The following is a 14,931-nucleotide window of genomic DNA, read 5'->3' on the forward strand; positions in this document are numbered from 1 at the left end:
AAATTGGAGAAAAAAGAATTTTGGAAAGGTTTTGGGTCTGCGTTAGCCCTTGTAGTGGTTGTTGCATTGGTTTGGAGGACTTCCCTCATTCAGCAGTGGATACCATGGCAGTATTTGCCTTTTGACATGGAAATGTCAAAGGCAGCAAAAACAAATTTGATAGAAGACTTTTTAGATAGATATTATGTGGATGAATACGACGGCGACATGGTAAAAGAGAGCATATATGGGGGAATGGTAGCTGGAGTAGGCGACAGATATACATATTACATGACGGCGGATAATTTAGAACAATATCTGCAAAATAACAACGGGCATTTTCAGGGCATTGGCGTAAAGGTTTATCAGACGGAGGACGGGGAAGTTACCGTTTATTCTTTAATGGATGGTTACCCTGCACAACGCTCGGGTATTCTTGAGGGCGATATCATTAAAGGGGTAGATGGTGTGGACGTTTCCAGTTTTGCCTTGAATGAAGTTGCAGAAAAAATGCGAGGGCCAATCGGAACTTCTGTGGAGGTTAAAGTGTTCCGTCCCAGTGATGGTAAGACACATACCTTTCAAATCAAACGGGAAGATGTTGTTATGAAAAGTGTAAACAGCAAGATGTTGGATGATGAAAAAGGCTATATTCAAATTACTGGGTTCAAAGAAAATACCTATGACCAATTTATGGAGGCTTTGAAGGATTTACAGTCTCACGGAATGAAAGGTTTGGTTGTTGATTTAAGAAACAACCCGGGAGGTCTGGTACGGGCTGTTTATCGTATTGGGGATGAATTGCTACCAGAAGGACTGATGGTTTATACTGAGGATAAAGAAGGGAAGCGGGAGGAACTGGTCTGTGATGATAAATACCTAGATATTCCTATGGTTGTTTTAGTAAATGAGAACAGTGCCAGCGCATCAGAAATTTTTGCGGGTGCGGCAAAAGACACGGGGGCTGCTACGTTAGTTGGTGCAAAAACCTTTGGAAAAGGCTTAGTGCAGCGGCTATTTACGCTACCTGATGGCTCTGGCTTAAATATTACAATTCAAAAGTACTTTACACCAAAGGGAACCTCTATTCACGGAACGGGGATTACACCGGATATTGTTGTTGAACTACCCAAAGAATACGTTGTGGGAGATGAGGTTCCTGTGGCTGACGATACACAATTAAATGAAGGAATTCGTATTTTAAATGAAAAAATTTAGGGAAAAGGTAGATTTCAGATGATTTTTGCAAAAACACCTTTTCAGAACTGTTGGTTTCCAGTATACTGTAAGAAAAATGGGGATTATTGAAAGACAAAGGAGCGTCACGATGTTCAATTTTATGAGTTTTGGCGAAAATATAGGGATAGACTTAGGTACCGCCAGTGTTTTGGTTTACATTAAAGGGCAAGGAATCGTAATTCGGGAACCTTCTGTGGTTGCCATTGATAAAGATTCCAATAGCATTATGGCTGTGGGGGAAGAAGCAAGGAGAATGCTGGGTAGAACACCTGGAAATATTGTTGCCATCCGTCCACTAAGAGAAGGGGTTATTTCAAATTATGATGTAACAGAAAAGATGTTACAATATTTCATTGAAAAAGCCCTCGGCAAGCGGTCTTTTGTGAAACCAACCATTGCTGTATGCGTACCCAGCAGTGTAACGGAAGTAGAAAAGCGTGCCGTTGAGGATGCGACAAGGCAAGCTGGTGCGAGACGTGTTCATATCATAGAAGAGCCCATTGCGGCGGCAATTGGTTCGGGTATTGATATATCAAGAGCCTGCGGAAGCATGGTGGTGGATATTGGTGGTGGTACAACGGATGTTGCTGTAATTTCATTAGGCGGTGCAGTTGTAAGCCATTCCCTAAAAATTGCAGGGGATAATTTTGATGAAGCTATCATTCGTTATATGAGAAAGAAGCACAATGTATTAATCGGTGAACGTACTGCAGAAGAATTGAAAATTGAAATTGGCACTGTGTATGACCGCTCTATGCCGGTAAGTATGGATGTGAGGGGACGTAACTTAATTACAGGTTTGCCCAAAAACATTACAGTTTCTTCCGATGAGATGTTGGAGGCTTTACAGGAGTCAGCCTTAGCGATTTCAGATGCGGTGCATAGTGTGTTGGAACGCACACCTCCTGAGTTGGCTGCGGATATTTATGAGCGTGGCATTGTTATGACAGGCGGCGGAAGTTTGATATACGGATTGGATAAATTAATTCAAAGCAAGACAGGGATTAATGCAATGGTGGCGGAAGATGCCGTTAGTTGTGTAGCCATAGGTACAGGTCGTTATATTGAATATATGGCGGACAACACCGGGGATGAAAGGAAGGAAAAGATAGGATTTTTCTCTAAAAAGTAAAGAGGATGCAATTATAAGACGGTATTCTTATAATTGCATTTTTTTGTAGAATTGCTAACAGGAAGAAAATAAGAGCATTGTCTCTTATCATACAAAAGAAAGCTTTAGCACAGTGATGAAAAAGTGTGAAAAAGTGGAAGTTAATTTTATTATGAAATATGCTAAAATGGGGTATAATAAACTATTGTTTTTTTGTAACAAATTAATGGGCGATGGTTGGATTGTATTGAAATAAATATTAAACGTTTTTTTGCATAATTTTTGAAGAAAAAATTTGTGTAAAAATAAAGCAAAAACTTCAAAAAAATACTACACAAGAGCAAAAATTGTGTTATAATAGCATCGTAAACAGGGTGATTATTATCTTATTGTTCAAAGAAATGATAAAATCATCAATGTTTTTGGGAAAGATGCCTCAAAGGCGCGGTATTTCCTCAAGGGTGTTTGTGTTAAAACAGAGTGAAAGAATAGACAAAATGTAGGAGGCAATGAGTTATGAACGCTTATATGGCAAGTGTAATCGAACAGGTTAAAAAACGCAATGCTGGTGAGCCCGAATTCATCCAGACAATAGAAGAAGTTTTCCATTCTATTGAAAAGGTAGTAGAAGCACATCCTGAATATGAAAAATTAGGATTGTTGGAAAGAATGGTTGAGCCTGAAAGATCTATTTCTTTTAGAGTAACATGGGTTGATGACGCTGGCAAAGTTCAGGTTAACCGTGGTTTCAGAGTGCAGTATAACAGTGCGATTGGACCTTACAAGGGCGGTCTTCGTTTCCATCCTTCCGTATATATGGGCATTATCAAGTTCCTTGGTTTTGAACAGATTTTCAAAAACAGCTTGACAGGTTTGCCTATCGGTGGTGGTAAAGGTGGTTCCGACTTCGATCCTAGAGGTAAGAGCGACATGGAAATCATGAGATTCTGCCAGGCATTCATGACAGAACTTTATAGACACATTGGTCCTGACGTAGACGTACCTGCTGGTGACATCGGTGTTGGCGGTAGAGAAATTGGTTACTTATACGGACAGTACAAGAGAATCAAAGGCGTTTGGGAAAACGGCGTACTTACAGGCAAAGGCTTGGAATACGGTGGTTCTTTAATTAGACCTGAAGCTACAGGCTTTGGTGCAACATACTATGTAAACGAAGTATTGACTCACTTGGGCGATACAATGGAAGGCAAGACAGTAGCTATCTCCGGTTTCGGTAACGTTGCTTGGGGCGTTTGCCAGAAAGTAGCTGAACTGGGCGGTAAAGTTGTTACAATCTCCGGTCCTGATGGTTATGTATATGATCCCGATGGTGTTGTGACTCAGGAAAAGATTGACTACTTAGTAGAAATGAGACTTTCCGGCCGTGACCGTGCAGAGGATTATGCTGATAAGTTTGGTTGTAAATTTGTTCCTAAGACAAAACCTTGGGAAGTAAAAGTTGATATCTGTATGCCTTGTGCTACACAGAATGAAATCAACATGGATGAAGCTCAGAAAATCATCGATAATGGTACAAAATACTACATCGAAGTTGCAAACATGCCTACAACAAACGAAGCTTTGTCATTCATTCAGAGCAAGGGCTTAGTTGTTGGTCCTTCCAAGGCTGTTAACGCTGGTGGCGTTGCTACTTCCGCATTGGAAATGGCACAGAACTCCATGAGATATGGCTGGGAAGCTGAAGAAGTAGATGAAAAGTTAAAAGGCATCATGAAGAATATCCATGCTGTATCCGTAGAAGCAGCAGAAGAATATGGCTTGGGCTATGACTTGGTTGCTGGCGCAAACATCGCTGGTTTCAAGAAAGTGGCTGCAGCTATGATGGCTCAGGGCTTAGTATAATATTTTCAAGTACATTTTTGAGATGTCAAGGTACCATCTCAAAGGATTTATTTACAAAAATCAAGTTTAATTAAGGGTTAAACGGATGAAGTAGATGAAAAAATAAGGTTGATTCCTGATAGATTACACCCCTGCAATTTCGCGGGGGTGTTTTTTGTTGGTGCTTAAGCTCCAATAAACCACCAGCTCTGCTGGTGGAGTGAAATGCTTATAGCAGTAGTAAACCTCCTTTGATAAGATTAAAGTGGTTCCCCAACCGCTAAAAAATCAAAGGAGGTTTTTTGTCATGACTGACATAAAGAGTTTATCACATTCAAAGTTGAGATGTAAATATCATGTTGTATTTGCACCTAAGTATAGAAGGTTAGCGATTTATGGAAAGATAAAAGCTGATATAGAAATTATAAGAAAACTATGTGAACAAAAAGAAGTTGAGATAGTTGAGGCACAAGCATGTAAAGACCATATACATATGCTAGTTGAGATATCACCAAGTTTAAGTGTTGCACAGTTTATAGGTTTCTTAAAAGGAAAGAGGGCGTTAATGATATTTGATAGACATGCAAATCTGAAATATAAGTATGGAAATCGCCACTTTTGGTGTAGGGGGTATTATGTAGACACAGTAGGTCGAAATGAACGAGTAATAAAGGACTATATAAAAAATCAACTACAGGAAGACATAATAGCAGATCAAATATCATTAAAGGAATATATTGACCCGTTTACGGGTGACAAGAATTAAAAGGGATAAAAGAAAGCCGCTTTAGCGGCTCCACGAAATAGTAATGCGGTTGGCGGAATATTCAATGCATCTTAAGACGCTGTGCCAGTAAAAAGCCCTTCTAGGGCTAGTGCAAACCACGCGTTTAACGCGTGGTTTTGATTTTCTATGGATAGTGAAAATAGAGGGGCTGGAATTAGGGGAAAGCCCCTTGTATTTGAGGTGGGGAAATGTTACTATGGGATGATAATGCATTGGATGTGCACAATTAACGACCAGAGTAGTCAGGCATCAAGGAGGAAGTAAGTTGAAGATCGTAATAATAGGGGATGGCAAGGTAGGCAGCACAATTGCCAATCAACTCTCCATTGAAGGACATGATGTAATCGTAATAGACAATAACCCTGCGGCATTGGCCCATTCGGGCAATACCATGGATATTTTTTGTATTGAAGGAAATGGTGCCACGGTATCTGTTTTGAAGGAAGCCGGGGTGCAGAATGCCGATGTTTTAATTGCCGCAACTTCTGCGGATGAAGTGAACATGATTTGTTGTTTATTAGGGAAAAAACTTGGTGCTAAGAATACGATTGCTCGTGTACGTAATCCTGAGTACTTCGCACAAATGAATATGATAAAGGATGAACTGGGCCTGAGTATGGCGGTAAACCCAGAGTTTGCAGCAGCAACAGAAATTTCTAGGTTACTTCGCTTCCCCTCTGCAATTAAAATTGAACCATTTGCCCGTGGGCGGGTGGAGATGGTTGAGCTTAGGATTCCTGAGAACAGCCCCTTAGATAGCATGCCTCTTTGGGCGATTTATAAGGAATTTCAGGTGAAGATACTCATTTGTGCAGTACAGCGAGAGGATGAGGTTTTTATTCCCAGCGGAGACTTTGTGTTGAAATCTGGAGATAAAATTAATATTACCGCATCCCATGTTGAGATTGCAAATTTTTTCCGTACCATTGGGATTTTTCGCAGTGGTGTAAAGTCTGTCATGATTATTGGTGGTGGAAGAATTGCATACTACCTGGCAAAAGAGTTAAGTCATGTTCATGTTAAGGTGAAAATTATTGAAAAAGACTTAAAGCGTTGCGAATATCTTTGTGAGATGCTTCCTGAAGCTATTATCATCCATGGAGATGGTACAGATAAAGAATTGCTTCATGAAGAAGGTTTGGAAAAAACAGATGCATTTGTAACCTTGACTGGGATGGATGAAGAAAATATTATTGTAGGCTTATATGCCAAGGAGAAAAAGGTGTCTAAGGTTGTGGCTAAAATCAACAAGATTTCTTTCCATGAAATTTTGGACAACTTAAACATTGATAGCTTTATTTCCCCCAAAACCATCGCTGCCCAAAATATAGTACGCTATGTTCGTGCCATCAAAAACTCTATGGGAAGTAATAATGTAGAGGCCTTACATACAATGATTAATGATCAGGTGGAAGCTGTTGAGTTTAAGGTGGTGGAGGAGTCCTCCATTGTGGGAATCCCCCTGAAGAACCTGAAAAGAAGGGACGGTCTTATAATTGCTGCAATTATTCGAGGTTCAAAAATTATTATTCCAAATGGATGCGATATGATTGAGAAGGGTGATAATGTTGTTGTTGTTACCACAAAAAAACACCTGACGGACTTAAATGAAATTCAAAAGTAAAACGGAGAATAATCATGAACTATCATATGATGGCCTATATTCTAGGCAATATTTTGCGGGTTGAGGGCTTGTTTTTAACGGCTTGTGCCCTGCTTGCTGTATATTTTGGGGAGAGAGATGCCCTATTTGCTTTTATATTTACCATTTTTGCAACAATGATCATTGGTACGGTTTTAGCAAAGGCTGAGCCTAAGGATAAAAAGATCTACGGGCGAGAAGGCTTTGTCATTGTAGCCTTAGCGTGGATCATCATGTCCTTTTTTGGGGCAATGCCCTTTTATTTTAGTGGTGCAATCAAAGGGGCTGTGAACTGCTTTTTTGAAACAGTTTCAGGGTTTACCACCACGGGTGCATCCATACTAAAGGAAATTGAAAGCTTACCTAGAAGTATTTTATTTTGGCGGAGTTTTACCCACTGGATTGGCGGTATGGGTATTCTGGTGTTTATGCTGGCAATCATGCCCACTGTGGATGAGCGATCCATGCACTTAATGCGGGCGGAAGCCCCGGGGCCTGTAGTCAGCAAGCTGGTGCCTAAGGTTAAGTCTACGGCAAAGCTTTTATATGGCATATATGTTTTTCTAACCCTGTTGGAAATTTTCTTGCTGTTTTTAGGAGGAATGCCTTTATTCGATAGTATCGTAAACGCATTTTCCACAGCAGGCACAGGTGGCTTTGCCATTAAAAATACCAGTATTGCAGCCTATGAAAGTCCCTATTTTGAATATGTAATTACCATATTTATGTTCTTATTTAGTGTGAATTTTAATTTATACTATTTGCTGTTAATCAAAGACGTGAAGAATGTATTTAAAAACGAAGAATTGCGATATTACTTAGTAATTATTTTAGGGGCAATCGGGATTATTACAGCAAATATTTTAAGCCTTTATCCCTCTTTTGAGAGTGCTTTTCGCCATGCGGCTTTTCAGGTTTTATCCATCATTAGTACAACGGGTTTTGCTACGGCAAACTACGAAGTCTGGCCTGAGTTATCAAAAACAATGCTTATTATCTTAACCATTATTGGTGCGTGTGGGGGATCCACGGGTGGCGGTATTAAAATTTCCCGTTTAATCATTTTGCTCAAAATGGCAGAGAGAGAGATTCGCCATATTATTCACCCCAGATCCGTTAATATCATTAAATTAGACGGACATAAGGTGGATGAAGGTGTTATCCGTGGTGTATCAGGGTTTATTATTGTATATTTGTTCTTAGTATGTGGATCCTTCATCTTAGTTTCCTTGGATAATTACGACTTTACAACCTCATTGAGTTCTGTTCTGACCTGTTTGGGGAACGTAGGCCCAGGATTGAGTATGGTTGGTCCAATTGAAAATTACAGCTTCTTTTCCGATTTTTCTAAGTTGGTATTATGCGTTGATATGTTATTAGGAAGACTGGAAATTTTCCCGATTATTATGTTGTTATCACCATCTATATGGCGAAGAAGTTATATGTGATCAAGAATATTAACCAAAAGAAAAAACAGCCCGTTAGGCTGTTTTTTCTTAATTAAGGGGAGAGGGTACTATAGTTATGTTATCAAATAAATTGTAGTTATCATCTTAATTTTTTATTTCGCCCTGTACCTTATTGGAAGGGGGCCCGTGGCAGTTCGGGGATGAAGCCACGGGCGGAAGTAAAAGGGGGCGTCCTTTTGACTTCTTCTAAAGTGTACAATAAAAATATGTACAATTTATGAATGGAACCTTAAGTGACGCTTAAGGAACTTTAAGAATCTCTATAGAAAATATAAAGAACGCCGAAATTTCAGGAAGAACATGCTGCCATGGCTGTTTTCTATGGTTTATGATATACTGATGGTCAAGGTGTGTGGAATATTAAAATGAAAGGAAGATGTTCATGCAAGGCCCTGAAGAAAAAAAGGAAACACCTAGGAAAATTGAATTTGTTTTTCAGATTGGCGTAATTATTTTTATTGTATTAGGTGCGGTTATAAAGCATGCATCATGGTTATTTTGGATATTGGGGATTCTTTGCGCCGTTGGTTGGGTGATGGTTGTTCAAAAAGAGAAAAGAAAAAAGGAAGACAACAAGTAATTTTCATTCAGATAGAAAAGAAATAAAATCGTAAACACCCGAATTTCTTTGACTTCGTAGGCTTTTTTATGATATAATCGGTAGGATTTTAGTGGAGAACAGTTGGCCATTTTGCTAAGGTAATCAAGAATGAATGGCTTAAAAAGTATATTTCTTACCTAGACGAAATTCTCCGCAAGCAAATATAGATTTTAGGAGGGGAATTCATGTCCGACAGACAAAAGAATATCCGAAATTTTTGTATCGTGGCCCATATTGACCACGGTAAATCCACATTGGCGGACAGGTTGATTCAGAAAACAGGCTTGCTCACTGATCGAGAAATGCAGGCGCAGGTTTTGGATAATATGGATTTAGAAAGAGAAAGAGGCATCACCATTAAATCACAGGCGGTGCGTCTTGTTTATCGTGCCAACGATGGGATTGAGTATGAATTTAACTTGATTGATACTCCAGGGCACGTTGACTTTAACTATGAAGTTTCTAGAAGCTTAGCGGCTTGTGAAGGTGCTATTTTAATTGTAGATGCCGCCCAAGGGATTGAGGCCCAGACATTGGCAAATGTTTACCTAGCATTAGATAATAACTTGGAAATATTGCCTGTAATTAATAAAATTGATTTGCCTAGTGCAAACCCAGCATGGGCCAAGCAGGAGATTGAAGATATCATTGGGATTCCAGCACTGGATGCCCCTGAAATTTCTGCAAAAAACGGTATTAACATCGAAGATGTTTTGGAACGTGTGATTACAGATATTCCTGCACCAAACGGTAACCCTGAAGCCCCTTTAAAGGCTTTGGTGTTTGACTCTGTATATGATCAATACCGTGGCGTTATTGTTTTAATGCGTGTATTCGACGGTTCTATTCGCAAGGGCAGCAAGGTTCGAATGATGGCAACGGGCAAAGAGTTCGATGTAGTTGAAGTTGGTATTTTTGGACCAGGTCGTTTTATTCCAACGGATGAGTTGAAAGCGGGAATGGTAGGCTACTTTACGGCTAGTATCAAAAATGTTACAGATACCCGAGTGGGTGATACAGTTACTGACGCTTTAAACCCTACGAAGGAAGTATTACCTGGGTATAAAAAGGTAAACCCAATGGTATATTGCGGTGTGTTCCCTGTGGATGGGGCGAAATACCCTGATTTAAGAGATGCTTTGGAAAAATTGCAGCTAAATGATGCGGCATTAAATTTTGAACCTGAAACATCTGTTGCGTTAGGTTTTGGTTTCCGTTGTGGTTTCCTTGGTTTGCTTCATTTGGAAATCATTCAGGAAAGACTGGAGAGAGAATATAATCTGGATTTGGTAACAACTGCCCCCAGTGTTATCTATAAGGTATACCTTACGGACGATACAAGTTTTGACTTATCAAACCCAAGCAATATGCCTGACCCTGCACGTATTAGCAAGATGGAAGAGCCTATTGTAAAGGCAGAAATTATGCTTCCTAAGGACTATATCGGTGCGGTTATGGAGCTGTGTCAGCAAAGACGAGGGGAATATATTGGTATGGAGTATTTGGATGCAAATAGAGCCATGTTAACCTACGAAATGCCCCTCAATGAAATTATTTATGATTTCTTTGATGTTTTAAAGTCCAGAAGCCGTGGTTATGCTTCCTTTGACTATTCCTTAATTGGATACAAAGAAAGTGATTTGGTGAAGCTTGATATTTTGGTAAATAGAGAAACGGTGGATGCCCTTTCCTTTATCGTGCATAAAGACTCTGCAGCGGAAAGAGGCAGAAAGATGTGCGAAAAGCTTAAGAAGGAAATTCCAAGACACCAATTTGAAATTCCCATTCAAGCAGCAATCGGCAGCAAGATTGTTGCAAGAGAGACCATTAGCGCCCTGCGTAAGGACGTTTTGGCTAAGTGCTACGGTGGTGATATTTCTCGTAAGAAAAAGCTTTTGGATAAGCAAAAAGAAGGTAAAAAACGTATGCGCCAAATCGGTAGTGTAGAAGTACCTCAGCAGGCATTTATGAGTGTTTTAAAGCTGGAGGAAGAATAAACAATAGGGTTGGCAAGATGGCCGGTATAATATAGAAAAAAGAGTAATTTAGGCAGTGTTAGAAGAAAAATTTCGCTGCCTTTTTTATTTACTCTTAAAAGGGAAAGGTTGTTTGACAACAAATAGATAGATTTGAAATAATTTTCTTACCGAACAAAAATAAGTTTCATTTAATTATGCGAAAGCTGTTGCTGACACTTCTGTGGGGTTATGGTATAATATGCGAAATCACATTTGCACCTAAGGGTCACAGTTCTATGCCCTATTGTCATAGGGGGCTATGATTGGCTTTTATGCGCAATGATTATGCCATGCATTTCAAAATAAAATGTAGGCTGCGCCGCCCTTCCTTTTGCGACGTTCATAGTATCATATAGAAACAGTAGAGATGAGAAAAGGAAATTATAAGAATTTAGGAGGACATTCATATGTTAACAAAAGTAGCAGAGAATATATACAAAAAAGCAGTACCGTTACCAAATAACCCACTGCGGGAAATCAATGCCTATATCATAACGGGGGAGAAAAATCTTTTGATTGATACAGGCTTCAATAGACCGGAGTGTGAAGAGGCATTAAAGAGTGCTTTTACAGAACTTGGTATCGAGTCCACAGACTTATTCATCACACATTTGCATTCAGACCACTGTGGGCTTGTAACAAAATTTGCAACGGAAAAAAGCACTATTTTTGCTGGGGAAACAGATGGCGAATTGATAAACTTTGAAGCAGGGAATCTTTACTGGAGAATGCTGGATGACTTATTTATTAAATATGGATTTCCAAAAGCAGCATTCGGCAGAAATACCGATATCCATCCTGGTAGAAAATACTGCCATGAGGGAAGAGTTGATTTCACTTACGTGGAAGAAGGCCAAGTGTTATACTATGGCGGTTATGAGCTGGAGGTTGTTGCTACACCAGGGCATACACCGGGGCATATGTGTCTGTATGATAGGAAAAAGAAGATCATGTTTGGCGGGGATCATATATTAGGTACGATCACACCGAATATTTGTATAGAGTTGAGTTGCGAGAATCCTTTGCAGGATTACCTGAACAGCCTGAAGAAAGTAGAAAAGTTAGATGTGAAGTTATTATTGACCTCCCACGGCACCCCCATAGAGGATATGTATGGGCGTATCAAGGAACTGATTGGGCATCACGAAGAAAGACTGGCGGAAGTCGTTCAGATTTTGGGTGATGAATGGAAAACGGCGTATATGGTTGCTAGGGACATGACTTGGGAGATAGATTGTAAGGATTGGGATGACTTCCCGGCACCACAAAAATGGTTTGCCACAGGAGAGGCAATTTCCCATCTGCAGTACCTATATTTTTCGGGCAGTATTTCTAGGGAAGAAAAGAATGGGGTTTACTACTACAAAAAATAAGGTGTAGATTGGGGGGAAAGTATGACAAGAAGAATTTTTATAACAGGAGATAAACACGGGACATTTGTTCCGTTGTTTGCACTGGCAGAAAAAGTTGAACTGAGGGATACAGATATTTTAATCGTCGCCGGAGACGCAGGCTATGTTTGGAATGACGATTATCATTATAATGTGCAAAGCTTACAGCAAATTTTCCCTGGGATAATCACTTTTATTGACGGGAATCATGAGAATCATGTGCTGTTGAATAGTTTTGAGGTCAGCCAATGGAATGGTGGCAATGTACATCGTATTGGCGAGCGAGTATACCATTTGATGAGAGGCCAAGTATATTCTATTTATGGAAACAACATCCTTACATTCGGCGGAGCCCGTTCTGTTGACAAAGACAGAAGAGAAGAAGGTGTAAGCTGGTGGAAAGAGGAAGAGCCTACGGCGGAAGAAATAGAATACGGCAAAAAACAGCTTATCCAACATGCTGATGTAATCGATTATGTCATTACCCATGAGTCGCCCTTATTTGCCAGATCCCATATCACTAGGCCAAAACGCATTGATGTGGATTATCATCTACCAGAATTTTTGGATGAATGGTATGAAATCATCTCAAGTGCACCAAGGCTTAAAAAATGGTATTTTGGACATATGCATGTAGATCAGTTGATTACTCCTCAGTTACGGGCAGTGCACAATGATATCCTGCTGATTGGTGAGGAAAAACCCATTCGGTGGGGGTGATGGAGGACTGTTCAGGCATAATCCTTTAATCTACGTTTATGGGATGCATTTAAAAACTTCCGAGAGGACATATCTGCATAATGCGTATGAGTATGAGAATTTATTCTAAATGTAACTGGGAAGAAGAGTAATTTGAATAAAACAGAGGTGGTGTTGCTTAATTGTAATGAAGCCTCTGTTTTTTTGCTGTGTTATGGGGTAAATGGATTGAGATAGTATCTGTTTTAGGAGGATAGGAGTATGGGAAACTGCAGGGAGTGTGGGGAGATTTATGATGAAAGAGCGAATTTTTGCTCCAATTGCGGTGTAAAGTTGAAAGGGCAAGAAGTAAAAACCAGGGTGTTGCCTTCTGAGGAGTTAATTTCTTAGCAGATGCATATTTGTTATTTGCGGTGGGATTTTTCTATTTTACAATTACTCGTGGGCTGATTTTTATTTGTTTGGCTTTTATGCTAACTACATTAGGGCTTACCCCCTGAAGATTTTGCATCATAATTCGAGAAGGAAAGAAATCAGTCTTTTTCATATGAAAATAAATAGGAATTTTTTTGGAGTATACGGGGTTGCTGGATCAATTGCGTTGTTATATTTGGTGGATTATAATTTGCAGACTTTCCAATTGATATAAATAGAAAATACCAAATAGTTAAAAAAAGTTAGAAGTTTTTGATATTTTTATAGGCCTAGATAAAGTGTGAACAGTACCTAAGGCCTATAAAATATCAATATTTATTGGGGATAAAAATGATAAAAGGAGTTTTAAAATTAACCAGCTTTTTGTTCCAAACGCAACCTATCAGCAATCAGTGCGATAAATTCGCTATTGGTAGGTTTGCCTTTATGATTGTTAACAGTATAGCCAAAGAGTGCATCAATGGCATCTACTTTACCACGGTTCCAAGCTACTTCAATGGCATGACGAATTGCACGCTCTACACGAGAAGGTGTGGTGTTACATTTCTTTGCAATCGAGGGATATAATTCTTTTGTGATGTAATTTAATACATCCATATCATTTACGCTCATGATAATTGCTTCTCTCATGTAGTGGTAGCCACGAATATGAGCGGGAACACCGATTTCGTGCAGAATATTTGTAACTTTTGTTTCCAAGTCATAAGTCATAGTTGGCTGTGGCTGATTAAAGGAGGGGATGCCACTCTTAATCAAAGGTTTTTCTTGTAATAGCTGTCTGATGCGCTGTGTCAGAGCTTCCATATCAAAGGGTTTTACCATATAGTAAGAAGCACCCAAATCTAATGCTTTTTGAACAACCTTGTCCTGAGATAAAGCAGAAAGAATGATGGTTACTGGCTGATGGATTTCATTATTTTTCTGTAATCTTTCCAAAACGCCAATTCCGTCTAAGCGAGGCATGATACCGTCGATAATTGCTACATCAGGTTCTGTATCTCTAATTTTGTTCATGGCATCGATACCATCTACAGCAACGGCGACTACAGTTATGTCATCCTGCTTATTCAGGTGACCTACGATTACATCACAAAAATCCTTATTATCATCAGCTAACAGCACTTTTATTTTATTTTGATTCAAAATGATCCCTCCGATTGTTGTTTAATGAATGAATATGCAAATATTACTTGCTTTTGGGTTGATTATAGTACAGGAATAATCTGGTGACAAGGTGTTTTCGCCAGACAAATTAAGACTGAAAATTCAACAAAAACATATAATATCTCACCGTTTTTATTGGGGAATATTACCCGTGTTGATTTGTGGAGATTGGTGACAGAGGGAAATAAGGGAAATGAGGAAAAATGACGGCTTTTGTGGTGGAAAATAGTGAATTTTTCTTGTCGAGTTTTTCAATTTCCTTAGGGATTCCAGTTGATACATAGAAAACAATAGAAAAATACGGCTGTAACGTTTTATCCTGTTGTTGATTTTTCTGGAAAAGAGTAGGAGTATTTTATAAAGAAATTCAAATAGTAATTTAGTAGGGAAAATTCTAGTATCCTTTCATATGTTGTAAAAAAGTAGAGTATAACGTGTATTTTTAGGATTGTTTATTCCAAAGGATAGAAGGAAAAGTAAATTGGGAATAGGACCTTGATGTGATAAAATTTGGAACTGAGGAACAAAAATTCTATGCTAATATAAAAAACGGC

Annotated in this window: 12 protein-coding genes; 11 read left to right on the forward strand and 1 reads right to left on the reverse strand. The window is 39.2% G+C overall.

Annotated features, from left to right (window positions below; translation table 11 throughout):
• Positions 1-3: 3 nt before the first annotated feature.
• The 11 genes from RBQ60_RS02035 to RBQ60_RS02085 all read left to right on the forward strand — a co-directional run bounded on the left by RBQ60_RS02035 (position 4) and on the right by RBQ60_RS02085 (position 13,168).
• A complete protein-coding gene (locus RBQ60_RS02035) occupies positions 4-1,197 on the forward strand; it encodes a S41 family peptidase (protein WP_307884940.1) in 1,194 nt (397 codons plus the stop codon).
• Between the two features lie 109 nt (positions 1,198-1,306).
• A complete protein-coding gene (mreB, locus tag RBQ60_RS02040; protein WP_307884941.1) occupies positions 1,307-2,350 on the forward strand; it encodes a rod shape-determining protein MreB in 1,044 nt (347 codons plus the stop codon).
• A 495-nt stretch (positions 2,351-2,845) separates the two neighbouring features.
• Positions 2,846-4,192, forward strand: a complete 1,347-nt coding sequence (gene gdhA / locus RBQ60_RS02045; RefSeq protein ID WP_307884942.1) for an NADP-specific glutamate dehydrogenase — start codon at positions 2,846-2,848, stop codon at positions 4,190-4,192.
• Positions 4,193-4,478: 286 nt separating this feature from the next.
• Complete coding sequence (tnpA, locus tag RBQ60_RS02050) at positions 4,479-4,937, forward strand: IS200/IS605 family transposase (RefSeq protein ID WP_307884943.1); 459 nt, start codon at positions 4,479-4,481, stop codon at positions 4,935-4,937.
• A 286-nt stretch (positions 4,938-5,223) separates the two neighbouring features.
• Positions 5,224-6,582, forward strand: coding sequence for a Trk system potassium transporter TrkA (gene trkA, locus RBQ60_RS02055; RefSeq protein ID WP_307884944.1), 1,359 nt, complete (start codon positions 5,224-5,226; stop codon positions 6,580-6,582).
• Between the two features lie 14 nt (positions 6,583-6,596).
• Entirely contained in the window at positions 6,597-8,048 is a 1,452-nt protein-coding gene (locus RBQ60_RS02060; protein WP_307884945.1) for a TrkH family potassium uptake protein, read from the forward strand.
• Between the two features lie 403 nt (positions 8,049-8,451).
• Positions 8,452-8,649 (forward strand): hypothetical protein, encoded by a 198-nt coding sequence (locus RBQ60_RS02065; protein WP_307884946.1) that lies wholly within the window; start codon positions 8,452-8,454, stop codon positions 8,647-8,649.
• A 206-nt stretch (positions 8,650-8,855) separates the two neighbouring features.
• Complete coding sequence (gene lepA / locus RBQ60_RS02070; RefSeq protein WP_307884947.1) at positions 8,856-10,667, forward strand: translation elongation factor 4; 1,812 nt, start codon at positions 8,856-8,858, stop codon at positions 10,665-10,667.
• A 428-nt stretch (positions 10,668-11,095) separates the two neighbouring features.
• A complete protein-coding gene (locus tag RBQ60_RS02075; RefSeq protein ID WP_307884948.1) occupies positions 11,096-12,061 on the forward strand; it encodes an MBL fold metallo-hydrolase in 966 nt (321 codons plus the stop codon).
• 21 nt (positions 12,062-12,082) lie between these two features.
• Positions 12,083-12,799 carry a hypothetical protein gene (locus RBQ60_RS02080; protein ID WP_307884949.1) on the forward strand — a complete coding sequence of 239 codons (717 nt, stop codon included), beginning with the start codon at positions 12,083-12,085 and terminating at the stop codon, positions 12,797-12,799.
• 240 nt (positions 12,800-13,039) lie between these two features.
• A complete protein-coding gene (locus RBQ60_RS02085) occupies positions 13,040-13,168 on the forward strand; it encodes a zinc ribbon domain-containing protein (protein ID WP_307884950.1) in 129 nt (42 codons plus the stop codon).
• Positions 13,169-13,564: 396 nt separating this feature from the next.
• On the opposite strand, the gene spo0A is transcribed toward RBQ60_RS02085, so the two are convergent.
• Positions 13,565-14,356 carry a sporulation transcription factor Spo0A gene (spo0A, locus tag RBQ60_RS02090; RefSeq protein ID WP_307884951.1) on the reverse strand — a complete coding sequence of 264 codons (792 nt, stop codon included), beginning with the start codon at positions 14,354-14,356 and terminating at the stop codon, positions 13,565-13,567.
• Positions 14,357-14,931 lie beyond the last annotated feature (575 nt).

It is taken from the genome of Anaerotignum sp. MB30-C6, from assembly GCF_030908465.1.
Taxonomy (GTDB): Bacteria; Bacillota; Clostridia; order Lachnospirales; family Anaerotignaceae; genus Chakrabartyella.

Coding starts and splice junctions, on each gene's coding strand:
- tnpA (WP_307884943.1), top strand. CDS start 4,479: ATGACTGACATAAAGAGTTTATCACATTCAAAGTTGAGATGTAAATAT.
- RBQ60_RS02060 (WP_307884945.1), top strand. CDS start 6,597: ATGAACTATCATATGATGGCCTATATTCTAGGCAATATTTTGCGGGTT.
- mreB (WP_307884941.1), top strand. CDS start 1,307: ATGTTCAATTTTATGAGTTTTGGCGAAAATATAGGGATAGACTTAGGT.
- RBQ60_RS02085 (WP_307884950.1), top strand. CDS start 13,040: ATGGGAAACTGCAGGGAGTGTGGGGAGATTTATGATGAAAGAGCGAAT.
- RBQ60_RS02075 (WP_307884948.1), top strand. CDS start 11,096: ATGTTAACAAAAGTAGCAGAGAATATATACAAAAAAGCAGTACCGTTA.
- RBQ60_RS02080 (WP_307884949.1), top strand. CDS start 12,083: ATGACAAGAAGAATTTTTATAACAGGAGATAAACACGGGACATTTGTT.
- RBQ60_RS02065 (WP_307884946.1), top strand. CDS start 8,452: ATGCAAGGCCCTGAAGAAAAAAAGGAAACACCTAGGAAAATTGAATTT.
- lepA (WP_307884947.1), top strand. CDS start 8,856: ATGTCCGACAGACAAAAGAATATCCGAAATTTTTGTATCGTGGCCCAT.
- gdhA (WP_307884942.1), top strand. CDS start 2,846: ATGAACGCTTATATGGCAAGTGTAATCGAACAGGTTAAAAAACGCAAT.